Origin of the sequence: Chryseobacterium sp. C39-AII1 (assembly GCF_039672645.1) — a bacterium.
GTDB lineage: Bacteria > Bacteroidota > Bacteroidia > Flavobacteriales > Weeksellaceae > Chryseobacterium.
In genome coordinates, this window is the sequence record NZ_JBDFPQ010000007.1 from 24130 (window position 1) to 48057 (window position 23928).

Consider the following 23928-nt stretch of genomic DNA (forward strand, 5'->3'; position numbering starts at 1 on the left):
AAAAGTTAAGAAGTCTTAAAAAATAATACACTTATCAACAATGTGTTAAAACGCTTGTGTATACAATATCTTTTCAATATTTTCGTTTTCAAATTGTGGATAAATATTCCCCGAAATTTTAAATATCTAGTTGATTTTCAGCTTACACGTTTTAAAATTTAAAATTAAATGAAATCAAGAAAAATACTTCTAGCGACTGCGGTGCTGTATTTCGGTGTATCCGAAGCTCAGCAGTCACAATACTTTACCCAAAAGGAAAATTACAGGTTTAATCTGGCAGAAAATCTTTATCAGACCAAAATATATAATGCTTCTCAATTCGAATATGCAAGACAATATTTCTATAATCAGAATTTGTCGCGCTCGAAAAAAGAGGCGGCGCAGTTTTTTGATAACGTGATCGGGGTTATTCTTCAGAAAAATCATGCGGAAGAGGGTTTAACTGCTTTCATGAAAGAATATCCGAACTCAGCGTATTTTGCACAGGCCAATTTACCGTTGGCGGATTATTATTTAGCTAAAAAAGATTTTGAAAAAGCTTTGGAAACTTTGAAAAAAGTAAACCAATATCAGCTTTCAAAAGAAGAAAATACTCAGTATATCTTAAAGTTAGGATATGCTAAATTTATGATGGGCGATTCTAAAGGGGCAACAGATGCTCTGGAAGAAGCTTACAAAACAGCTGACGATTCTCAGAGAGGAGATATCGCTTATATGTTGGGACATCTTTATTATTCGAACAGGCAGAATGATAAGGCATTTCAGTATTTCGATTCTGTAAAAGATCAGCCGAAATATTCTAAACTGGTGCGTCCTTACTATGTTCAGATGTATTATAATGATAAAGATTATGATAAAGCTATTTCTGAAGGAAACGCCTTGCTGAACGAAAGTATTTCGGAATCTTATAAAGCAGAGGTTCATAAAATTATTGGAGAAAGTTATTTCATGAAGAAGGATTATACTTCTGCATATCCTCATTTGAAAGATTATCTGAGCGTTCAGCAAAATCCTTCTGAAAATGATCTTTACGAGATGGGATTTGTTGCGGCTCAGCTTAAAAAATATGACGAAGCGGTTTCTTATTACAACCAACTATTAAACAGCAATTCTGCATTGGCTCAAAATGCTTATTATCAGCTTGGAAATGCGTATTTGGCAGTTGATAAAAAGCAGGAAGCGCTTTCGGCATTCCGTTCGTCTTATCAGATGGATTATGATGCTAAAGTTAAAAAACTGGCGCATGAACAATATGCTAAACTGAGCTACGACATCGGAAACCCGTTTGAAAGTGCGTCTACGGTAATTCAAAGATACATCAACGAAAACCAAAATGATGCGAATGCTCCGGAAATGAGATCGCTTTTGGTGAAATCCTATTTATATTCAGGAAATTATAAAGAAACCCTGAACGCGATCGATAGACTTCAGAATTCTTCTCCCGATATCGACAAAGTGGATCAGGAAGTTTCTTATTTATTGGGAACGGAAGAATTCAACAAAGGAAATTATGACGAAGCAGAGCAGTATTTCCTGAGAAGTTTAGGATTTAATATTAATAAAGAATTCAACAACAGAGCGTTGTATTGGTTAGGGCAGGTATATTACCAAAAAGGAAATTATCCTTCTGCAATTGCCCGTTATGAAAAATTGCTGAACGAAAACTTCCCTGAAAAACAACAATTGCCTTACGATTTGGGATATGCTTATTTTAAATCTAAAAAATTCGATCAGGCAGAAACGTATTTCAAACAATATTTAAGCAATCCGAAAACTGAGTTTAAAAATGATGCCGAGCTTCGTTTGGCAGATATTAATTATGCCAATAATAATCTGAATGAAGCTATCGCGATCTACGATAAAAACGAAGATGCAACAGATTATACTTTATACCAAAAAGCAATGGCTTTAGGATTTAAAGGGGATACTCAGGCAAAAATTACCAATCTTAAAAATTTATTATCAAAATATCCGGGATCGGAATATTATGATGATGCTCAATATGAAATCGGAACGGCTTACGCGGCTCAGGATGATTTTACCAATTCAAACGACTTCTTCGGAAAAGTGATTAAAACGTCTTCTGATAAAGATTTGATAGCAAATGCATCTATCTACAGAGCGCAGAATTATATCGATCAGAATCAAAATGATAAAGCGTTATCTGAATTGAAAACGTTGGGTGAGCAGTATAAAAATACAGCATACGCAGAGAAAATTGTGCAGGCGGCAAAACCAATCTTTACGAAAAATGGCGATGTTGCAGGATATGAAAGTTTTGCAAGAAATGTAGGAGTAAATGTAGATGCGGCCGAAATCGATGAGATTAACCTTTCTACCGGTAAGCAGTATTTTGCTAAAAAAGATTACAAAAATGCGATTTCTTATTATGAGAAATATTTAACGCAAAACCCGACAGGTGAAGGTCTTTATCAGGCTGAATACGAGCTTGGAGAAAGCTATTATCAAACTAAAAATACAACCAAGGCGTTGCTTGTGCTGCAGGAAGTAGCAAGCGTTCAGAACGATTATCAGGATGATGCACAGACTCGTATTGCTCAGATTTATATTAACCAGGGTGATAATAACGAAGCTAAAAAATATCTTGAGAACATCAGAAATTCATCAAACATCAGCATTAAAAACTATGCAAATGTAGAATTGATGAAGATTTATGCTGATGAAAAGAATTTTGCACAAGCTGAAAAACTAGCCAATGATGTAATCGCAAATAATAAAAATTCTGCGGCTGTTATTGAAACAGCGAAAGTGATTAAAGCGAGAAGCCTTATGAATTCAGGAAAAGATAAAGATGCACAAACGGCCTATACTTCTCTTGAAAAGTCTTCAAATACTTCGGTAGCAGCAGAAGCTCTTTACGCAAAAGCCTATTATCAGAACAAAGGAAAAGCTTTCAAATCTTCAAACGAAACGATCTTTAAACTGGCTAATAATTATGCTTCAGAAGAGTTTTGGGGTGCAAAAGCATTGGTGTTGATGGCGAAAAACTATGTCGGATTGAAAGACAATTATCAGGCAAGTTATACATGCGATCAAATCATCGAAAATTATAAAGATTTCCCTGAAATTGTAGCAGAAGCAAAAGAAGTTAAGAAGTCGATTAAAAAGTAAAAAGTGTACTAATGTATTAACGTAAAAAATATTCGTGAAGTTTTAAAAACCATAATATTTTCTACACAAATGCTTAAATACAAAAAGTAATGAACAAAAGAATTCAATTATTATCCATCATATTTTTAGGGTTTTCGTCGGTAGCGTTTTCCCAGATCAAAGAAGAAAAACTGATTCTTAATAAAAAGAGAGAACCAGAAGTAAAAAAGATCGAAAAAAAGAAAACTTCCGTTGAAACGATTAAGAATTATCCACCGGAAGAGAAGTCTCAAAACCCTGTAAAATATACAATTACAGATGTTCCTGCGGTTTCTGATTTCAAAACCTCAACCATTCAGGGTGAAGATGTGGCTCCGAAATTTGAAGGAAGTGCGCAGAATAATTACGTACAATTTGGAATGGGAAATTATGGCAAAATTTTAGGTGATGCCAATATTTCAAAAACGCTTCAAAATAAAATTGAAGTAGGTGCCGATGTACATTTCCTTTCGACTCAAGGTCTTAAAAAGGAATATGCGTGGGATTCTAAACAAAGCAATGCCACTATTGGTGCTTTCTTAAACTCTTACGGCGATAAAGGAAAATTTAACGTAAATGCCGAATATGGTTTAAATAATTATAACTATTACGGAATTTATGCTTTAGAACCAGCTGCTGATGTAGATTTAAAGCAAAAAGTAAATCAGTTTAAAGTAAATGGTTATTATGATTTTTATTCTAATGAAATTTTAAATGATGTACGAGTAAAATCGTCATTTTTGAAAGATCATTTTGATGCACAGGAAAACCAAGTTTCTGTCTTGGCTAATTTCTCTAAACATGCGGTAGAACTTGGGAAATCAGGAATTAATCTGAATACTGATCTTGGAGTTGGATTAGAAAGTGTAAAAACAGATTTCGCTTTAGAAAATAAAAATTCAGCGACTTTTTTCAATATGAATTTAGCGCCTAAAGTGACGTTCAGAAAGGGTGATTCTTATTTAATGTTAGGTTCTTCTTTCTCTTTCCTGAATGCTAAAAATTCAAACCTTATTTTAGCGGAACAATTAAAGAATAATAAGACCTATTGGTTTCCACAGGCAGAATTTCAGTTTGCTGCTGACAACGGATTTAAATTTTACGGAGGTATTGACGGAGGTTTAAAACTAAATACGTACAGCGAATTGCTTCAGCAAAATCCTTTTATTCTTTCTGACCAATATCTGAAGCCAACGGAAACAAAATATCATTTTTATGTAGGTTTAAGAGGTGATATCGATGAAATGTTCAAGTATGACGTTTCTGCAGGCTATGCAAAAATGCGCGATGTGATGTTCTTTAAAGGAAATGATCTTTTCAAAAGAGATGCTGTAAACCGTTCTGCGTACGACTATGCGAATACCTTCTCTGCTGTTTATGATGATGGAAATGTAAGCAACATTAAAGCAAATTTACAATATTTCCCTCTAGCTAATTTAATCATCGATGGGGAGATTGGTTTTACGAAATATGATCTTAAAAATTACGAAAATATCTACAATGTTCCGTTGTTAAACGCAAGCATCGGAGCAAAATATACGATGTTAGATAAAAAATTATTACTAGGTTTCAAAGGTATTTTTGCCAGCGACAGAACAACGAATTCATTTGCTATTGAGGGAGTTCCGGCGCCGGTGTTCTACCAGTCTACAGAGAATACCAACGATAAAGTGGGTGGCTATGCAGATGTAAACCTTTCGGCAGAGTATAAATTTCACAAAAATTTCAGTATTTTCGCAATCGGAAATAATCTTTTGAGCTCAAAATACCAAACGTACAAAGGATATAAAGTTCTTGGTGCACAGATTTTGGGAGGTGTGAAGATTACGTTTTAATATTTGAGTGTTGAAGAGTTTTTAAACTCAATTACTCTCCAACACTCAAGCCCAAAACCGGCTGCATAGTTTAATGGATAGAACTTCGGATTTCGGCTCCGACAGTGAGGGTTCGAATCCTTCTGCGGTCACTCTGCGGGAAAGAGCACTTTTAGAAGTGTTCTTTCCTTTTTTTTACTTTGTAACTGATTGTGAATCAGTATTATTTGAGTAAGTGCGGAATTCAATTTAAGTGTTCGAAAAGCATTTTCTTGAAATTCAAGTTTTTCGGCCAAAATCGAACACAATATAGAATTTTTTGTCTCATTATCACCTTTAATGTATAGTTGAGAAAGGTTTGGCAAAATGTTTAGAACTTGATCAAGCTTTGCTCTAATATCTGTATTTTTACGTGATAGCCTTTGATTCTGAAGTTCCATTTCAAGCTCATCAATTTTTTTCTTACTTTCATTTTTAATAATCTGATAATCCTCAAAATCTAATCTATCTTCGAGATACTTTTCTCTAGCGCTAGATAGCCTATTGGTTAAATTAACAATTTGTTCGGAAAGTTCCTTTTTCTTACCATCAATATTTTCCTGTATGTATTTAAAATTGCTTAATATTATTTCTTTTAATAATGTATTTATGCTTTCGTGGTAATCATATTTTACTAATTCTTTTTCAAAGGCAGAATTAACTTCGTCTGAGCTATGCCTATAGCCGCACTTAGCATTACAGTGATAGTAATAATAAACATTTTTCTTGCCTTTAGATCCGCTACCTGAAATATGTCCTCCACATCGTGGACATTTTAAAAATCCTCTTAGTGGAATTCATTAGCTGCAATAATTTTACCTTGAGGTCTTTCAGGCAAAGTTTTTCCGCTTAAAACATTTTGCACTTTATAAAATAGGTTTTCTGGAATCAAACTTTCATGATTGGCTTCAACAATACAGGCATCCTCGTCTTTGTATGCTTTAATATATATTTTACCAATGTAGACCGGATTTTATTGCCCTGTAAAAAGAAGTACTACTAATTTTTGCGCCTTCCATCTTATTCATTTTAAGTCTTTTGCCAGCCAAAAGACTACGGCATAAACGGTTTCTTCCCTAAAGGTACCATCCATATCTTACAAAGGGCAAACTCGCTTACTTTAAATTGTATTAAAATATTACGGAGAAGAAGCTACAAGAAGTTTTGAAGATGCTGTTGAGATGGATAAAATTTGAGAAGCACATATTGCAAAACACAGTTCAAAATAATCTCACAAAACGATCCTTTCTCGAAGTGTTATCGAAAAAAAACAAAATGATTTTAATCCAATGGCAAATGGCTAGAAAACTGTGGAATAGTTATTGTAGAAATTGATTAAGATAGTTTTACATCAATAACTTAAAATCACAATTATGCGCGCAATTTGGAACGGAGCTATAGGTTTTGGATTAGTAAATATTCCTATAAAATTGTATTCTGCAACGGATTCAAGCACTTTAGATTTAGATATGCTGGATAGTAATGATCTAAGCAATATACGATTTAAGCGAGTGAATGAAAAAACGGGTAAAGAAGTTGTTTGGGAAAATATTGTCAAAGGCTATAAAATAGAAGATAAATACATCATTTTAGAAGACGAGGATTTTGCCTCTGCAAGCCCAGAGAAATCAAAAATTCTCTCTATTGATCAATTTGTTAAAGAATCTGAAGTTGATACGGCGCTTTTTGAGACCCCTTACTTTCTCGAACCGCAGAAAAATGGTGAAGCGGCTTATAAATTATTACTCAAGGCTTTAATGAAAACGAAAATGGCAGGTGTGGGCTCCTTCGTTTTGAGAGAACGCGAAATCCTTTGTTTAATTCGTCCGTATGAAGATAAGATTTTAATGGTCAATAGAATGCGTTATCCGGAAGAAATGCGAAGTTTCGAAGATCTAAAAATACCTTCGGGAAGTGCACCAAAACCTTCGGAACTGAAAATGGCGGAACAGCTGATTAAATCTCTGGCCTCTGAATTTGATCCTTCTCAATATAAAGATACTTACAATGCAGATCTTCTGAAGATCATTAAGCAAAAAGCAAAAGGTAAAAAAATCAAATTAACAGAAGTAAAAGAGCCGGAAGGAAAAGCAACTGACCTGATGGCGATGCTGAAAGCGAGTTTAGAGAAAGGAAAGAAAAAAGTTAGCTAATTGTAAGTTAAAATATGCAGCGTCGCAAACTTATATCGATTATCATTCATCCATTAACATCTATAAGTCATGGCACTCGAAGATTATAATAAAAAACGGAATTTCAAAGAAACATCTGAACCGGAAGGAAAGGAAAAAGAAAGTAGTAAGAGACTTAAATTTGTTATTCAGAGACATGCAGCTTCCAGGCTTCATTATGATTTTCGCTTGGAAATGGAAGGCGTTTTGAAGAGTTGGGCAGTTCCCAAAGGCCCTTCGCTGAATCCCTCCGATAAACGATTGGCGATGATGGTAGAAGACCATCCGTTTGCTTACAGAACTTTTGAGGGATCTATTCCTAAGGGCAATTATGGAGCCGGTGAAGTGGAGATTTGGGATGAAGGAACTTATGAGCCGATTGAAAAAGTGAAAGATAAGAGTGATGATTTGGTAATGAGAGCAGAACTTCATAAACAATCACTAAAATTTATTCTTCATGGTAAAAAGCTTAAAGGCGAATTTGCATTGGTGAAAATAAAAAACCCTAAAGAGGATAATGCGTGGCTGCTCATCAAGCATAAAGATAAATATGCTGTGGATAAAGATTATAACGCTGAAGAATATACACTTAAAAATTCAAAAGTAACCGCTTATCTAAATGAGAAAGACGGTAAAAAAAAAATAACTCATCCGAAGGAATAAAGTCTTTTAAGAATTATGCACCTGCTCTTTCTGGAGCAAAAAAGCTTTCGGAATTCATTAAGCCAATGCTTTGCAAAGTCTCCGACAAAGCCTTTGATGATAAAGACTGGGCATTCGAAATCAAATGGGATGGTTATCGCGCCATTGCAGATTTGAGTAAAGACGAAATCCGATTATATTCCCGAAACGGGATTGATTTTTCTCAGAAATTCAAGAAAGTAACGAATTTGCTTAAGATGCAGGAACACAATATGGTTCTTGACGGTGAAATCGTGGCTTACGACTATAAAGGAAAACCTAATTTTCAATGGCTCCAACAAATCGGTGATAATCCTAATATGACATTGACTTTTCAGGTTTTTGACTTGTTATGGTTAAATGGGCACTCGACAGAAAGTTTGTCTTATCTCCAACGAAAGGAATTATTGAAAGATGCTTTGATAGAAAATGAAGTCATAAAATTCAGTGACCATATTCTTGAGAACGGAAAAGAATTTTTTCAAGCCGCAAAAGATTTAGGATTAGAAGGAATTGTCGCTAAGAAAACCGAAAGTCTTTACAGAGAAAATATAAGAAGCTCAGAATGGCTGAAAATCAAAATCCATAAAAGTGATGAAGCCATTATTTGTGGCTTTACCGAACCAAAAGGCGCAAGAAAAAAATTCGGAGCATTGATTTTGGGTAAATACTTGGATGGCGAAATAGTGTTTTGTGGTCATACGGGAGGCGGTTTTAATAATCAGTCGCTTTCTGAAATATATGATAAAATGCAGCCTTTTATCATATCAAAATCAGTTTTCAAAATCACACCAAAAACCAATACCAAAGCAACGTGGATAGAACCAGAATTAGTTGCTGAAATCAAGTTTACAGAATTGACAAAAGACCACATTTATCGTCATCCGATTTTTTTGAGACTTCGTGACGATATTGAACCTAAAGATGTAAAATTCAATTCTGAAGATCAATTAAAAAAGGAAATTATGAAAAAATCTGAACCTAAAAGAAGAGCAGGAAAAGATGATTTGATAAAGAAAATTGGAAAACAAGAATTGAAATTCACGAATCAGAATAAAATCTATTTCCCTGACGATGATGTTACAAAGGGTGATGTAATAGATTTTTACCAAAGTATTTCAAAATATATTTTGCCCCATCTCAAAAATAGACCACAATCTATGAATCGTTATCCAAATGGAATCAATGGTATGAGTTTTTTCCAAAAAGATGCATCAGAAGAGACACCAGAGTGGATAGAAACACAGAAAGTTTTTTCAGAAAGTTCGGATAAGTATATTAATTATATTATCTGTAATGATAAAGAAACCCTGGCTTATCTCAATAATCTTGGTTGTATAGAATTGAACATTTGGACAAGTAAAATCCAAAAAGCTGACAATCCGGACTATTTGGTTCTTGACCTTGACCCTTCTGAGAAAAATACATTTGAAGATGTAATAGAAACTGCTCAAGCTGTAAAAGAGGTTTTGGATTTAGCCGGAATCGAGGGATATCCGAAAACTTCCGGAAGTTCAGGAATTCATATCTACATTCCTATGAATGCTAAATATTCTTATGAACAGGTAAAAGATTTTGGACATCTATTGATGCGGATGGTTAACAAAAAATTACCTGATTTAACAACATTGGAAAGAAGTCTTCAAAAAAGAGATAAGCATAAAATATATTTAGATTATTTGCAAAATAGAAGAGGTCAGACATTAGCGAGTGTCTATAGTTTACGTCCGAAAAACGGTGCGCCAGTATCTATGCCTTTGGAATGGCCTGAGATTAAAATAGGACTTAAACCCACTGATTTCAATATCTATAATACATTAGAACGACTGAAAGAGAAAGGTGATCTTTTCAAACCTGTGTTAGGAAAAGGAATTGATATGTTAAAAGTTATAAATAGATTATCATAATTGATATATTTAACTTTTGTAGATTTAGATTACAACTATATCAATTTAGTATTAGAAACAATACACTTTACTTATATGTAAAAATTTGACTTCATTCCATATGGAAAGTTTAAACTTTTAATAGTAAACATTGAAATACCATTGACCATAACTTTTTATTACAAATCATAGATCGATTTAATATTTGACTACTGTATTGTTTGTTAAAATTTTTTTACCTGTCTCGACGAGTAAATCTTATTTTAAATAAGAGCTTAAATACATGATTATTAGTTTTTTAAAAAAGAAACCCAGTAAAGTTTATATTGTATCTTACAGTTTGATGTATTATCAAAAGATTAGTAAGATATCTTTATTGACAAGATATTATGAATTTATTAAATTCTCAATTTTATTAATAACATCATCGATGTCGAAAGGTTTCGCCACAAATTCATCCGCATCACAGGATTTTTTTACCAAATCTGATTTCGCATGAGCACTTATTATTATAACGGGAATATGCGATGTAGAATCGTCTTTTTTAATACTATTACATAAGTCAGTTCCTAAACCGTCAGGAAGTTTCACATCAAGAATAAATAGATCAGGAATGGCTGATTTATCTCTTAAATTAAATGTTTTAACATCAGAGAATGAGCGTACATCATAATTTTCAAATGACAGGAGTAATTGCAATGCATCTCGAATGCCTGTCTCATCTTCTACTATAAAAATTGTTTTCATTTTCTTGTCCTCGCAAAAACGGAGCCAATCTCCTCAAGAAATGTATTATGCTTATATTTTTTATATCAAAAGTGATTATGCCATCAGAAATCTTCTGTAATATAGATTAAGAGATTTTGAAATATTTTTAACGGTATACCTTAATACATGATTTAAAGGAATGGTTATTGTTATTTATTATGAAAATCTACATTTAAATCAATAATTTATGAGAAATTTTTTATTTGTTGCAGCAATACTTTCCTTTTTTTCATGTAAGGACAATAAACTTGATGCCAGTAATGTACAAAAAGGTAGTAAAGTTTTAACATCGATAGATACATTAAATCTTCCGGCGCCTGATGAAGAAGGTGCTAAAAATAAATTTTGTAAGGTAATAGGCTGGGCAGCAAATAAAAGTCCGAAAGCGCCGGCAGGCTTTACTGTTACCCGATTTGCTGAGGGACTAAAAAGCCCAAGAAATATGATACAGGCAGACAATGGAGATATCTTTGTTGTTTTGTCTAACTCCGAGCGTTCTGCAACTGAAAAAGTTAAAAACGATATAAGCGGAAAAAGTAAAGCTGAAGTGGGAGGAGACTCCGCCAACAGAATTATTCTGTACAAAGATCGTAACCAAGACGGTATACCGGAGTCATCCACAGTTTTTTTAGACAATCTTAATCAACCCTACGGGATGTTGATTGTAAAAGACCGTTTTTATGTTGCCAATACAGATGGAGTATGGGTCTATCCTTACAAATCTGGGGATACGAAAATAACAGGGAAAGGAAAAAAGATTCTCGATCTGCCGGCTGGTGGATACAATAACCACTGGACCAGAAATATGATTGCGAATAAAGATTTATCAAAGATTTTTATATCGGTAGGATCCGGCAGTAATGTCGGGGAGAACGGGATGGAAAATGAGGTGAGAAGAGCCAATATACTAGAGATTAATCCAGATGGAACACAGGAAAAAATTTATGCATCGGGTCTCAGAAATCCTGTAGGAATGAGCTGGAATCCGGTAACCGGAGAATTGTGGACGGTAGTTAATGAGAGAGATGAACTGGGAGATGAATTAGTCCCTGATTATTTAACCTCTGTGAAGAAAGATGCATTCTATGGATGGCCTTACGCATATTTCGGACAGCATGAAGATCCCCGAAGAAAGGGCGAAAACCCTGATCTCGTAAAAAAAACAATCGTTCCGGATGTTTCATTGGGCAGCCATACCGCCTCCTTGGGGCTTACCTTTTACACTGCAAATCAATATCCTCAGAAATACAGAAACGGTGCATTTATTGGTCAGCACGGATCTTGGAATCGCTCTTCGTTGGTGGGATATCAGGTAGCGTTTGTGCCTTTTACCAACGGAAAAGCATCAAAATCTTATGCTCCTTTTCTCAGCGGATTTATCGCCAATGAGGCCAAAGGAGAAGTATACGGGAGACCTGTGGGAGTGCTTCAGACCTCAGATGGATCATTACTTGTAGCAGATGATGTAGGAGGAATTGTATGGCGGGTCTCTTACAATTAAAGATACACCAAAGGAAAACAACCCCGTGAGGTTGTTTTTTCTTTGGCTATTATTGATCAGCCGGTTTTCCTTATTATTTGAAGGTTTACTTTAGTAAATCATAATTTAGAATTATAATTTCTTTTATAAGAACCCAAATTACTCTACCGATATGAATAAATATCATCTTCTCTGCTTATTAAGCTTTTTATCATCTCTGTTTTTTTCACAGTCGAAAATTATGGTTAGCGATGCAGACACCCAAAAGCCTGTACAAAAAGCTCGTATAAGTTGTAATAAACTGCTGATAGGAAATAGTGATCAGTCAGGAAATTTAATGTTTACCACATCTTGTAAAAAAGTGGAGGTTAGCGCACCAGGGTATATTTCAGAATATGTGTTGGTAGATGAGGTGATGGAAGTAGCACTTAACAAAAGTAATCCCACCGTAAAAAATATAGAACCGGTTTTTTTGTCAGATAAAAGCGATCCCAGAGCTCTAGAGATTCTAAAAAAGGTTAACGAATACTATCCGGAAAATTCGCCCTCAAGTTTAGATTCCTATTCCTATATGTCCTACGAAAAAATATCGTTGGATCTCGATCAGGACAGTATTGTAAATTACCAGGAATATGTTGCCAAAAAGATGGATTCTTTAAAAAGCCTTCCGCAGAAAAACTTTGGAAAAAAAGAAAAAAAAGATTCCATAGAGTCTTTGAACCTGGAACGTCTGGCCGGACAGAGCAAAATGTTTTTATGGGAGAGAGCCTCTCAGATTAACTATTCTAAAAAATATGGAGAGAAAATTAATGTTTTAGATAATAAGGTTTCCGGACTTAGAGAGCCCATCTACGAATTAATTGCATTCCGGTCTAACCGAAACCAGATTCCCAAAGAAATTAAAGAAGAAAACCGAAATTTATACAGATTCTTCCTTACCGATTCTATTGAAATTGACAGTAGAGAAAATTACATCATCAGATTCAGACAGGTCGGAAATAACAACAGTAGGACCCAGAATAAATATTCAGGATATTTGTACGTCGATAAACAGACCTATGGACTAAAAAAAATACAGAGCAATAGCAAAATGCAAAATGAGGGCGCTATTACCAGTGTCTGGGTTCCTGTCGATAAAAAGTGGTTTTTACTGAAAGAAGATTATAAACTGAAGGTGAATAATACATTATTAAATCTTAATCTGGGATCAGGAAAAAATAATGAAAACAAAGGAAAAGAACGTAATGACTCAAAAAAATTCGGGACGTATGCGTACGCAACAGCAGATTATTTCAATATTCATACCCCGGTAGAATTTAAAGCAGAAGACTTTAAAGGATATACTTTATCCGTTAAAAATTCAGACGGAAGCCTGATGGACCAATACCGGACGAGTGATCTGAGCACCCGTGAAGAACTAGCCTATGATAAAATCGACAGTCTAAGCAACAAGTATGAATTAGATCAGAAAGTAAAGGGACTTATCGGACTGTTAAAAGGTAATTTAAGATTGGGCGTTTTTGATTTTGATCTGTCTAAAGTGGTCGGTTATAACAAATACGAACACTTCAGGCTAGGAGCAGGCGTAAAACTGAACGACCGTTTCAATAAATATATTTCTCCGGATGTTTATTTTGCATATGGAATATATGATAAGAGAGTAAAATTCGGAGCTGGAATGGATGTTCGTACAACACTTCAGAAGAATTCGTTTTTTCGTCTTGAATATGAAAATGATGTCATGGTTGCAGGAAGGTTTTCAGAAAATCTATGGAATTTCAGAATGAAACTTATGAATTCAGGAATTGCCATCAACAACAATGTGTTTTATCAATTTGAAAGTTTCAAAGTGAGTTATGAAAACGATTTAACAAATGGGTTAACGTTAAATTTAGCCGCGCAAAAGTCGAATGAAGAATCAAAGTTCGCCTACAGCTACAAAAATCTCGGAAATAGCTTCGATTTCACTTCTGCCTTCATAACCCTTAAATATTCTCCTAATTCTAAAAATATGATGACTCCAAACGGCAAATATACGTTTGAACAGAGTTTTCCAGAATTTTATTTTAACTATGAACAGGGGCTTAAAATAATGAATGGGAACATGACGTTCAGCAGATTTGATGCCTTAATTGCTCATAATTTTAAAACAAAAATCGGTGTCACGGGAATCAGAGCTTATGGAGGAATTATTTTCGGTGATGCTCCTGTTTGGAAGAATTTTACAATGAATGGCCTCGCCAATGGTAAAGCAGGTTTTAATTTTAACCTGGCTTCCTACCTTGGTTTTGCCACGATGGAGGGTGGTAGATATTTCAGTGATAAATTTGTTGGCACATATATTACCCACCGTATACCGTGGTATTTTAAAAGTTTCGGTAAAAATGTGTCAAGCTTCGACTTTATCTACCGTGGAATTATTGGTAACATGAAAAACGCAGCGGATCATCAGTTTCAATTTGAAAAGCTGAATCATCTATACAATGAAGTCGGTCTGGAGTGGAATAATTTTCTGTCCTCTCAATTTAATCTCGGATTTTTCTATCGTCTTGGCTATTATAATACACCCTCTTTTAAAAATAATTTTGCAATACAGTTTAAACTGAAACTTCTCGGCTTTTAAGAAAATATTTGAGATTAATCAAAATGAATTTTAAGCAGCTTTTGCCTAAAAGACTTGAGGTTATTGCGCCTTTATTATGATGTAATATGGACGGATTTTTATATGAGATAAAATAGATCATCACAAGCTGATGTAAAAAATTGAAAGTATATAGACGATCTCTATTATGTTGGGATGTCGAACACTAGTAAAAAAATGTTAAAGAAATTGGAAAGTTCTGAGAAAAAAAGAAAATGGATTATTATTGACATTATCACTCATCTCTTATTGATTTAGATTTACAGTAATTTCTAAATTTAAAATAAATGGAATTCTAATTATTATATCATGATAATGTGATTTAAAAAAATGTGATAATTATAGATAAATTAAATTATAATTTGATTTTTGGCACTGCTTTTGAATACCTAAACGCGGCTATTAAAAAAATAGACATAACTAAGGGATTATATTCTCGGAGCAATCTGAGAATATTTTTAAAAGACCATCAAATCACCAAATATTTTTTCATTAACAAATCCTCATTTTATGAGGATTTGTTGTTTCTAGAGTTTTCATAATTTTACCGATTTATAGCTGTGAGAATAAACACATGCATAAGTAATTAACCATCTTAGCAACCATAAAAAACTACGAATTTAATTTATTCGGCGTGATTGATTCTTGATTTATTGTTATAGATACTTTTTTTGATAAAATTATAAAATGTTTTATTTGATAAATTGTATGTTTTCACTTAACTCGCACGAGGTTATCAATATAATTTGTTAATTTTCTAATTTATAAACTAACTAAGCCATGAATACTTATTTGCTAACTCTAGCCTTCATCTATCAAGTTGATACGTAGAAACCAAGAGACATACGCTGATTAATCATATTTTTTTTAAACTATTACTACAGTACTACACTATTGTATGTTATAACCCTATGCTTATCAGCAAAATTATAAAACTATAACTATGAAACTTTCAAATCTAAAAAATCTATATAATAATTCAAATTCTACTTAAAGGTGTAAAATATAAAAGAGAGCTTTTGCTCTCTAATATTAATATATTGTTTAAAGTGATTTTATTATTTTTTGTCTTCCAAATATTCAAATTTAGCATAAGAAGATTTCAAATGATGAAGTTGATCACTCACAACTCGTGAACTTTCAGGGCAAAGATCGCCACTATCTAAAGCATCTTGATAAGCTTTTATTGCGGCACTTTCTCCATACGCAACATTTTCCAAAGTAGATTCATCTTTGTCCATTGCCATTGCATTTTTTACATCGATCCAAGCTCTATGAAAAGCACCCGCAGTACTTGTCGTATTATCTGCCTGTCCACCTCTCTCATTGATAAGACCTACAAGCTCGTTTTTCATTGTTTGAGATTCAGATACCATATTATCATAATCACTTCTTAATCCCGAATGGGTGTCCCAAACTTTTTCTTCTACTTTTGAAAATCCTGCAATTCTGTCGTTTGTAATGTTCAGTAAATCATTCAATACCGAAACTGTTTTTTCGTTATTCATATTAAAATTTTAATTAGTGTATTATGAAATTTACAATAAATGTGCCTGTTTTCGTTAAAAAATAGATTTTAATTATTTTTTTTTTTTTGGCATGATAAATGGATTAGTGTAATATTAGTTTTAAAATGAACTAATTTATTTCATACTTAGTTTAATATTATACCAAATATTTGTATTATGAATTACTCCATAATAAAAGAGATTATAGGACTTTTGGAACAGTTTGAAAATGAAAATGAATTCAAAAAGTATTCAGCTGATAGCGATGGTTTCAAAAAGTGGATTTACGAAAGTTGGAAATCAGAGAAAAGAGAAGTTGAGGAACCTTACTGGGAAGGGAAGGAGAATGGAAGAAGTCCAGAAAGTGCAATCAGTACTTTAATTGTTCATCTTAATAAATATGCTAAAACCTATTCTAAATCAGCAATAACAAATTCAGATTTTACGACTCAGGATGATTTTATTTATTTAATTAATCTTAAGGCTTTTGGTTCAATGACGAAAATGGATCTTATTACAAAAAATATTCATACCAAATCGGCGGGTACTGTTATCATTTCTCGTTTGTTAAAAAATTCGTGGATCACCATTACAGATTCTAAAGATGATCGAAGAAATAAAATTGTTTCGATTACTGAAAAGGGTTTGAGTGCATTGGAATTTCATATGAAAAAAATCCGGGAGGCAACTCACATCGTTGCTGGTGATCTTACATATGAAGAAAAGATGAATTTAATATATATTCTTAACAAGTTGGATCGCTTCCATTATCCCATATATTCAAGACATATTAACAGTAATGAACTCATTGATGCTGTTAGTAGAGAATATAAATTTACAACTAATTAGGATGAAAAAGAAAATTGCAGTGATAGGTTCGGGTTTCTCAGGTCTTTCTGCAGCGGCTTATGCTGCTAAACAAGGACATGATGTACACGTATTTGAGAAAAATTCTGAAATTGGAGGCAGGGCAAGACACTTCAAGACTGATAATGGTTATACATTTGATATGGGACCCAGTTGGTACTGGATGCCGGATATCATAGAATCTTTTTTTTCTGACTTTGGGTATAAAAGTTCTGATTTTTATGAATTAGTGTCATTGAATCCTCAGTTTGAAATGGTTTTTTCAGACTCAGTTATGAATATTCCTCATGAATATGACGATATGAAAATCCTTTTTGAAGAAATTGAAAAAGGGGGAGGGGAGCAATTGGATCTTTTTATGAAAGATGCCCGTTACAAGTATGAGATAGGAATGAAAAATTTTGTTAACAAACCCTGCCATTCATGGTTTGAATTTTTTAGTTTTACCATTGCTAAAAGTGCTTTGAAACTTGATTTGCTTACTGATTTTAAGAGTTTTGTGAGAAAGTATTTTAATGATCCTAGGTTAATTATGCTCATGGAATTTCCCGTAATATTTTTAGGAGCGGCACCCAAAGATATTCCCGCACTTTATAGTTTAATGAATTACGGAGGATATAAATTAGGAACATGGTATCCCATGGGTGGTTTTTCTAAAATAATAGAAGCCATAAAAAGAATTGCTCAGGAAAAGGGAGCCACAATTCATTGTAATGCATCGGTTAATAAAATTAATATTGTTGAGGGCAAGGTCTCAACATTAGAGGTTAATAATCAGTTTTTAGATTTTGATACTGTTATTTCTTCCGCTGATTATCACCATACAGAATCTCAGCTTTTAGAAAAAAAATTCAGAAATTATGATGAATATTACTGGGAGAAAAGAGTATTTGCACCGTCGTGCCTTATCTATTATCTGGGTTTTAACAGAAAAATTCCTAATCTAAAGCACCATACGTTATTTTTTGAACATGATCTTGACCTTCATACGGAAGAAATATACACCATCAAAAAATGGCCTACAGCCCCTTTATTTTATGCATGTTGTCCTTCCAAGACAGATGATTCTGTAGCTCCGGAAGGTGCTGAGAATTTATTTTTATTAATGCCATTAGCTCCAGGGTTACAGGATTCTGAAGCCATGCGGGAAAAATATTTTGAAGAAATGATCTCACGATTGGAAAAACATACGAATACTAACAATCTAAAGAGTTTTATAGAGTATAAAAGGAGTTATTGTGTTAATGATTTTCAAGATGACTATAATGCTTATAAAGGTAATGCTTACGGACTTGCCAATACATTGAAACAAACTGCGGTATTAAAACCCTCTTTAAAAAACAAGAAGATTAACAATTTATTCTATACAGGTCAGCTTACAGTTCCCGGACCGGGAGTTCCTCCCGCTCTTATCTCAGGGAAGATAGCTGCTTTGGAAGCCACATTAAAATAATTGACAATGAAAAAAATATTTGACAATCTTTCTTATAAGGTAAGTAAAGAAACAACAAGGCAATATAGCACAAGTTTCTCATTAGGTATAATGGCATTATCCAAATCATTACGAAATCCGATTTATGCAATATACGGATATGTAAGGCTGGCTGATGAAATTGTCGACAGTTTTCATGAATATGATAAGACTAAATTGCTATTAAAATTTAAAGAGGATACTTACTGCGCTCTTAATGAAGGCATATCTCTTAATCCCATAATGCAGTCTTTCCAAGAAACGGTTAAACGCTTTAATATTGATCATTCACTGATTGATCAATTTTTAAGCAGTATGGAAATGGATCTCGAAAAGATAGAATACAACTCAGAATTATATGAAAAATATATTCTGGGTTCTGCTGAAGTAGTTGGATTAATGTGTTTGCAGGTTTTTGTAAACGGTGACAGGAAATTGTTTGAAGAATTAAAACCGTTTGCCATGAAATTAGGATCTGCTTTTCAAAAAATTAATTTTTTGAGAGACATTAAGAATGATTATCAGCACTTGGGAAGAAGCTATTTTCCTGGTATTAATATGGAAATTTTTGATAATCAGGTTAAGACTTCTATAGAAAAGGAGATAGAAGCAGAATTTTTAATTGCACTCGAAGGAATAAAGAAACTCCCTACATCCTCAAGATTCGGAGTGTATGTTGCCTATAAATACTTTGTTTCATTGTTTAAAAAAATTAAGCGAAGTCCTGCTTCCAAAATATTAAATGAAAGGATAAGAATTTCCAATAGCACTAAGATGTCTCTAATGATGACGAGCTATGTAGAGTATAAAACATCTTTCATGTAATTTTAAATGAATACGTATGAATTTTTTTATTGTTCTTCTCACTTTTTTTACCATGGAAGGAATAACGTGGCTTACCCATAAGTATATTATGCACGGATTTTTGTGGCGCTTGCATAAAGATCACCACGATCACAGTAATGAAGGCTCTTTAGAGAAAAATGATTACTTTTTCTTAATATTTGCCGTGCCAACTATAGCTTTAATGTATTATGGAACTGTAAATGGCTATAATCACTGGTTTTATATTGCTATCGGCATAGCACTGTACGGTATGGCTTATTTTTTTGTACACGATATTTTTATCCATCAGCGATTTAAATTATTTACCAAGACAAATAATCCCTACCTTTTAGGAATAAGGCGAGCTCACAAGCAGCACCACAAGCATATCACCAAAGAAGAAGGCGAGTGTTTTGGTTTTTTATGGGTACCCATCAGATATTTTAGAATGTATTGGAATAAAAAATAATATATGCAGCATTATACCTATCTTCTAATTAATTTTTTTACGATCATCATATGCTTCGTATTCTCTTTCCACCATAAAATTAAATTTAGCCGGTTTTTTGGCGCCTTTATTAAATCTGCTGCTTTAGTTGCTTTTGCATTTATCATATGGGACATATGGTTCACAGCTCGAGGTGTATGGTGGTTTAATCATGATTACATTATCGGGCTTACGATTTTGGGATTACCATTTGAAGAAATACTTTTCTTTTTCTGTATTCCGTTTGCCTGTATTTTTACGTATTTCTGCCTTAATAAATTCTTCAATTTTAATTGGCAGTATAAAAAGGAGAAATATTTTGCAGTTGCTGTTATTGTTTTATCCTTAGGATTGGGAATTTATCAGCATGCTAAAATTTATACAATGGTGACATTTTTAACAACAGGGGTTACTGTTTTTATTCTATATTTTATGCTTAATGCAAGAATAATAGGAAAAGCATCTGTTATTTATATGCTTTTAATGCCGGGATTCTTATTGGTCAATGGTATTTTAACAGGAACCGGACTAGAATCTCCCATTGTAAATTATAATCCTGATAATTTTATGGGATTCCGTATCCTGACAATTCCCTTAGAAGATGTTGTATATGGATATGAATTAATCCTTTGGAATATATATTTCTTTGAATTAATTGGAAGAACAAAGGGCTCTTTATCTTAAAAGTATCATTTGGGAATGTATTATATTCTAAGTTATACCAAGGCTTCACAGTAGTCCTGAAAATCAATTCAGTCTCCCGTCTCTCAAAACGATGATTAAGTATTTTACCAGACATTATAGTTGATTGATTAAAAAAATGATAAAATGTATAAACAGACCATCCAAAGGATGGTCTGTTTTAGTAGTTTACTAGGATTTCATCAATTCAAGTTCATCTAAATGATCTGTTGGTGTAAAAGATAACGAATCACTGGGTTTATTTTCTTGCTCATTAATTTCATCTACCGTTAACCTCGGATGAATTTTTTGCCGCAGTAGTTTGCCATTTTTATAAAGCATTTGATCTGCAGTTTGGTAAATTTCATCTTTCTTGTAAAAATTTCCATCTGGAGCTGTGAAAGCCTGACCTTCTACCTTTTTTTTATTTGATAGACTCCAGTAAATAAAGACTCCTGCAGTACACAATATCCATATTTTGCTGCTGCTCTTCATACATCATTCTTTTTTAAGGTTGACCACTTCCTCCAGAGGATCCGTAAATTTGTCCTGTTGCAAAACTTGCGTCATTGGCGGCAAGCTGCACAAATATTGAAGCTAGTTCTGCAGGCTGCCCCGGCCTTCCTAACGGTGTTTCACTTCCGAATTTTACAATATTTTCTTGTGTTTGTCCTCCGCTTACTTCTAAAGCTGTCCATACAGGCCCGGGAGCAACTCCGTTTACACGTATTCCCTTTGGGCCTAGCTGCTTTGCTAATGATTTTACATAACTGGTAGTGGCAGCTTTTGTCTGTGCGTAATCATACAAATTCTCAGAAGGATCATAAGCCTGCACAGAAGATAGCCCGATGATAGAAGATCCAGGCTTTAAATGCGGAAGTGCAGCCTTAATTATCCAAAACGGAGCATAAATGTTTGTTTTCATTGTTCTTTCAAATTCCTCTGTGCTTATATCTAGGATCGACTCGTGGGTCTTCTGGTGACCCGCGTTGTTTACAAGAATATCAAGCCCTCCCAATTGTTTTACCGCCTCTTTAACTAATTCTTTACAGAAGTTTTCGAATCTTAGATCTCCGGGGATGCCTACAGCATTTCGTCCTTCTTTTTTTATCAATTCAATTACTTCTCGCGCATCGGATTCTTCTTCAGGAAGATAATTAATGGCCACATCGGCACCTTCTCGAGCATAGGCAATTGCAGCAGCTCTTCCAATACCTGAATCTCCACCCGTAATCAAAGCCTTTCTACCCATGAGCCTGCCAGAACCTACATAGCTTTTCTCTCCATGATCAGGAACAGGCTCCATTTTACTTGCTAGACCAGGAAAGGGTTGGAACTGTTTTTTGAAGGGAGGTCTTGGATACTTGGTAGTAGGATCCGTAAGTTCGCTGCTTGAGTTTTTAATTTTTTGTACTTTTTGCGACTGTGCAAACGTTTGAGGTGCTACCGCTGCAATAGCAATGGTTGCTGCTATCTTTCCGATAGCATTTCTTCTGTTCATTTCCTTTTCCATTAATATTTTATTTTGATGTGGTGTGATAGCGCATATGAAATACGCTTTTGTGTATCTTTATATTATCAATCTATATTCCAACTTGTATCAAAAGAGTAAATTGTGGTATATTTTTTTGCTGTGGATTTAAAATTTCAATAATTTAAGACAAGGAGTTAGCGATTATTTTAGCAGCAGTATCGCAAAAATCCAGGCCAGAGTAGTCGGGGTTTAATCCTGCGATATAAGGAACTGCCATGATATAAAGATCTTTAATGGCCTGGCCGTAGTAATCCAATGCCTGAAAGTTATCATTTATATTAAGCCCCTTCACTCTGAGATAATATTGATCTTTATCATATTCTAAAATATCATTTCTTCCTTCTTTTAACAACTCCTCCGCTGCAGATTTGCTTTTGAACTTAAGATAACCGGAACTAATCATATTCTTTTTTTTCAATCCCTCAAATGGGATATCGTTATATTCTACAGGTTGTTGCCCTATTGCATCCACATACATTCTGTAATGTTTTTTAATATTTTTATCATACTCATCTTTGTAATAATAAATACCACCTTCATCTTCATGAGGTTCGATTCGGCTTTCATCATCAACACTTAAAACACGGATTAGCCCTGCCTCATATAAGGAAATAACTTCTTTATAGGATGATTGAGGAAGTGCAGCAATAATTACCGAAATCAAAGGGAGGAGGGTCTTTCTTAATCGCAACATATCTTCTGCTGAAAAATGTTTCGCCGGATAATTCATTGCATAGCTAAAGGAAGATAGGGTTTCTTTCCACGCAATGGTTTCATGCCTTTTGATCGATTTTTCAGCCTCTGTGTATTCTGCTTTAAATAATTCAAAACTATTTAGATCTTTTCTGATGGCTAACATTTTTTCTACGAATTCTTCTATAGAAAGAGATTTTATCTGATTATATACTATTTTGTTCTTTTTAGACAAAGGCTGTTTAAAGTTTCTGTCATATACATAATCAAGATCAACAAATCCATGGTTGTTTTTTTTATATTCCTGAATTTCCTCTGTTGACATAATCCATTCACTTGAATACGCATTGTCTTCACTGTGGAAACGTAACGCGGGAAGAAAACCACGAAGGGAAAAAAGATCAATAGAAAAGTCAGGAGAACTCTCATTCAATACATACCTTATATTCCCATCCTGCTCTACAAATGCACCGTTCATCCTTGCAATAGATTTTACTGCATCTATTGCTGTAAGCGAAGTTCCTCTAATGGCAACAGGGAAGTTTGTTTTTTTACAAAATTTTGAGGGAGGGTAGGGAGAATCGTACCAATTGGGAATGATCTCCTCATGCCGCTTCGGCCATGAGTGCCCTGTACATAAAATTACCGTAGAAACAGAATAACAGATTTCTTCATTGGTAAAGATATGGTAAGATCCTGTGAACTCATCTTTTTCAATATCAGAAACCGTGGTTTTTTTTTGGGTATGGACATTTATACCCATCTTTATTGCTTCTTTTATATATAGTTTAAACTGCTCTTCGAGATAATTACCCAACAATAACCGAGGAATGACCTGGTACTCATTTATTGTATTATCTTTCACAAATTCAGAAAATTCGGTAGTATCTGATCTTTTAATGTAGCTGAGAAAACTTTCGGCCAATTCCGGAAGTTCGTTGGCTGAAACGTTGGCAACATGTTCTTTATTGGCTCCAAGCAAACTATAAGGCATTCCTGCACCCAATTTCTCGGTTTTTTCGAAGATGTAAATATTATCAAGCTTTAGATTATTAGATACCAGGTGTTTGAGTACAAATAAAGAAGAGGGGCCGCCTCCAATGAGAGCTACGGATTTATCATTATCATGCATATTTAGCTGTTTGTGTCACAACATTCAAATTATGTTCCTTTGTAAATATATGTGGTATGTAAAGTGCAAAAAATTATTAAAAAATTTTGATCTGATTTAT

General features: G+C 33.9%; 17 protein-coding genes and 1 tRNA gene. 13 read left to right on the forward strand and 5 right to left on the reverse strand.

What is annotated here, in order from left to right:
* The first annotated feature begins 168 nt into the window (after positions 1 to 168).
* The 6 genes from ABEG63_RS12400 (at position 169) to ligD (ending at position 9762) form a co-directional block, all read left to right on the forward strand.
* Positions 169 to 3132: a tetratricopeptide repeat protein gene (locus ABEG63_RS12400; RefSeq protein WP_346585163.1), complete on the forward strand. Its 2964-nt coding sequence runs from the start codon at positions 169 to 171 to the stop codon at positions 3130 to 3132.
* 89 nt (positions 3133 to 3221) lie between these two features.
* A complete protein-coding gene (locus ABEG63_RS12405; protein WP_346585164.1) occupies positions 3222 to 4985 on the forward strand; it encodes a TonB-dependent receptor in 1764 nt (587 codons plus the stop codon).
* Positions 4986 to 5044: 59 nt separating this feature from the next.
* A tRNA-Arg gene (locus tag ABEG63_RS12410) sits at positions 5045 to 5116 on the forward strand.
* A 1260-nt stretch (positions 5117 to 6376) separates the two neighbouring features.
* Positions 6377 to 7156, forward strand: coding sequence for a Ku protein (locus tag ABEG63_RS12415; protein WP_346585166.1), 780 nt, complete (start codon positions 6377 to 6379; stop codon positions 7154 to 7156).
* A gap of 69 nt (positions 7157 to 7225) precedes the next feature.
* On the forward strand, positions 7226 to 7837 hold the full coding sequence (locus tag ABEG63_RS12420; protein WP_346585167.1) for a DNA polymerase ligase N-terminal domain-containing protein: 612 nt from the start codon (positions 7226 to 7228) through the stop codon (positions 7835 to 7837).
* A gap of 65 nt (positions 7838 to 7902) precedes the next feature.
* On the forward strand, positions 7903 to 9762 hold the full coding sequence (gene ligD, locus ABEG63_RS12425) for a DNA ligase D (RefSeq protein ID WP_346585169.1): 1860 nt from the start codon (positions 7903 to 7905) through the stop codon (positions 9760 to 9762).
* Positions 9763 to 10128: 366 nt separating this feature from the next.
* On the opposite strand, the gene ABEG63_RS12430 is transcribed toward ligD, so the two are convergent.
* Entirely contained in the window at positions 10129 to 10488 is a 360-nt protein-coding gene (locus ABEG63_RS12430) for a response regulator (protein WP_267402653.1), read from the reverse strand.
* 208 nt (positions 10489 to 10696) lie between these two features.
* On the opposite strand from ABEG63_RS12430, the gene ABEG63_RS12435 reads away from it, so the two are divergent.
* Together ABEG63_RS12435 and ABEG63_RS12440 are read left to right on the forward strand one after the other, a co-directional pair.
* Positions 10697 to 12010: a sorbosone dehydrogenase family protein gene (locus tag ABEG63_RS12435; protein WP_346585171.1), complete on the forward strand. Its 1314-nt coding sequence runs from the start codon at positions 10697 to 10699 to the stop codon at positions 12008 to 12010.
* 220 nt (positions 12011 to 12230) lie between these two features.
* Complete coding sequence (locus ABEG63_RS12440; protein ID WP_346585172.1) at positions 12231 to 14612, forward strand: DUF5686 family protein; 2382 nt, start codon at positions 12231 to 12233, stop codon at positions 14610 to 14612.
* A 1076-nt stretch (positions 14613 to 15688) separates the two neighbouring features.
* Here ABEG63_RS12440 and ABEG63_RS12445 read toward each other — a convergent pair.
* The gene (locus ABEG63_RS12445; RefSeq protein ID WP_346585173.1) at positions 15689 to 16138 is read right to left on the reverse strand and encodes a PA2169 family four-helix-bundle protein; all 450 of its coding nucleotides are present in this window, start codon (positions 16136 to 16138) and stop codon (positions 15689 to 15691) included.
* 177 nt (positions 16139 to 16315) lie between these two features.
* Here ABEG63_RS12445 and ABEG63_RS12450 point away from each other — a divergent pair, with 177 nt between their 5' ends.
* Genes ABEG63_RS12450 through ABEG63_RS12470 form a run of 5 tightly spaced genes read left to right on the forward strand, consistent with a single transcriptional unit; the run spans position 16316 to position 20472 of the window.
* A complete protein-coding gene (locus ABEG63_RS12450) occupies positions 16316 to 16987 on the forward strand; it encodes a MarR family transcriptional regulator (protein ID WP_346585175.1) in 672 nt (223 codons plus the stop codon).
* Position 16988: 1 nt separating this feature from the next.
* Complete coding sequence (gene crtI, locus ABEG63_RS12455) at positions 16989 to 18458, forward strand: phytoene desaturase family protein (protein WP_346585177.1); 1470 nt, start codon at positions 16989 to 16991, stop codon at positions 18456 to 18458.
* A gap of 6 nt (positions 18459 to 18464) precedes the next feature.
* Positions 18465 to 19301 carry a phytoene/squalene synthase family protein gene (locus ABEG63_RS12460; RefSeq protein ID WP_346585179.1) on the forward strand — a complete coding sequence of 279 codons (837 nt, stop codon included), beginning with the start codon at positions 18465 to 18467 and terminating at the stop codon, positions 19299 to 19301.
* Positions 19302 to 19317: 16 nt separating this feature from the next.
* Positions 19318 to 19770, forward strand: a complete 453-nt coding sequence (locus ABEG63_RS12465) for a sterol desaturase family protein (RefSeq protein ID WP_267402660.1) — start codon at positions 19318 to 19320, stop codon at positions 19768 to 19770.
* Positions 19771 to 19773: 3 nt separating this feature from the next.
* The gene (locus ABEG63_RS12470; RefSeq protein ID WP_346585181.1) at positions 19774 to 20472 is read left to right on the forward strand and encodes a lycopene cyclase domain-containing protein; all 699 of its coding nucleotides are present in this window, start codon (positions 19774 to 19776) and stop codon (positions 20470 to 20472) included.
* Between the two features lie 189 nt (positions 20473 to 20661).
* Here the strand turns inward: ABEG63_RS12470 and ABEG63_RS12475 are convergent, their stop codons facing one another.
* The 3 genes from ABEG63_RS12475 to ABEG63_RS12485 form a co-directional block, all read right to left on the reverse strand.
* Complete coding sequence (locus tag ABEG63_RS12475; RefSeq protein WP_346585183.1) at positions 20662 to 20964, reverse strand: hypothetical protein; 303 nt, start codon at positions 20962 to 20964, stop codon at positions 20662 to 20664.
* A 13-nt stretch (positions 20965 to 20977) separates the two neighbouring features.
* On the reverse strand, positions 20978 to 21982 hold the full coding sequence (locus ABEG63_RS12480) for an SDR family oxidoreductase (protein ID WP_267402663.1): 1005 nt from the start codon (positions 21980 to 21982) through the stop codon (positions 20978 to 20980).
* A gap of 142 nt (positions 21983 to 22124) precedes the next feature.
* A complete protein-coding gene (locus ABEG63_RS12485) occupies positions 22125 to 23828 on the reverse strand; it encodes an FAD/NAD(P)-binding protein (protein WP_346585184.1) in 1704 nt (567 codons plus the stop codon).
* Positions 23829 to 23928 lie beyond the last annotated feature (100 nt).

Bases quoted from the DNA above. Each gene is read 5' to 3' on its own strand.
- ABEG63_RS12400 (WP_346585163.1), top strand. From the start codon at position 169: ATGAAATCAAGAAAAATACTTCTAGCGACTGCGGTGCTGTATTTCGGT.
- ABEG63_RS12405 (WP_346585164.1), top strand. From the start codon at position 3,222: ATGAACAAAAGAATTCAATTATTATCCATCATATTTTTAGGGTTTTCG.
- ABEG63_RS12415 (WP_346585166.1), top strand. From the start codon at position 6,377: ATGCGCGCAATTTGGAACGGAGCTATAGGTTTTGGATTAGTAAATATT.
- ABEG63_RS12420 (WP_346585167.1), top strand. From the start codon at position 7,226: ATGGCACTCGAAGATTATAATAAAAAACGGAATTTCAAAGAAACATCT.
- ligD (WP_346585169.1), top strand. From the start codon at position 7,903: ATGCTTTGCAAAGTCTCCGACAAAGCCTTTGATGATAAAGACTGGGCA.
- ABEG63_RS12430 (WP_267402653.1), bottom strand. From the start codon at position 10,488: ATGAAAACAATTTTTATAGTAGAAGATGAGACAGGCATTCGAGATGCA.
- ABEG63_RS12435 (WP_346585171.1), top strand. From the start codon at position 10,697: ATGAGAAATTTTTTATTTGTTGCAGCAATACTTTCCTTTTTTTCATGT.
- ABEG63_RS12440 (WP_346585172.1), top strand. From the start codon at position 12,231: ATGGTTAGCGATGCAGACACCCAAAAGCCTGTACAAAAAGCTCGTATA.
- ABEG63_RS12445 (WP_346585173.1), bottom strand. From the start codon at position 16,138: ATGAATAACGAAAAAACAGTTTCGGTATTGAATGATTTACTGAACATT.
- ABEG63_RS12450 (WP_346585175.1), top strand. From the start codon at position 16,316: ATGAATTACTCCATAATAAAAGAGATTATAGGACTTTTGGAACAGTTT.
- crtI (WP_346585177.1), top strand. From the start codon at position 16,989: ATGAAAAAGAAAATTGCAGTGATAGGTTCGGGTTTCTCAGGTCTTTCT.
- ABEG63_RS12460 (WP_346585179.1), top strand. From the start codon at position 18,465: ATGAAAAAAATATTTGACAATCTTTCTTATAAGGTAAGTAAAGAAACA.
- ABEG63_RS12465 (WP_267402660.1), top strand. From the start codon at position 19,318: ATGAATTTTTTTATTGTTCTTCTCACTTTTTTTACCATGGAAGGAATA.
- ABEG63_RS12470 (WP_346585181.1), top strand. From the start codon at position 19,774: ATGCAGCATTATACCTATCTTCTAATTAATTTTTTTACGATCATCATA.
- ABEG63_RS12475 (WP_346585183.1), bottom strand. From the start codon at position 20,964: ATGAAGAGCAGCAGCAAAATATGGATATTGTGTACTGCAGGAGTCTTT.
- ABEG63_RS12480 (WP_267402663.1), bottom strand. From the start codon at position 21,982: ATGGAAAAGGAAATGAACAGAAGAAATGCTATCGGAAAGATAGCAGCA.
- ABEG63_RS12485 (WP_346585184.1), bottom strand. From the start codon at position 23,828: ATGCATGATAATGATAAATCCGTAGCTCTCATTGGAGGCGGCCCCTCT.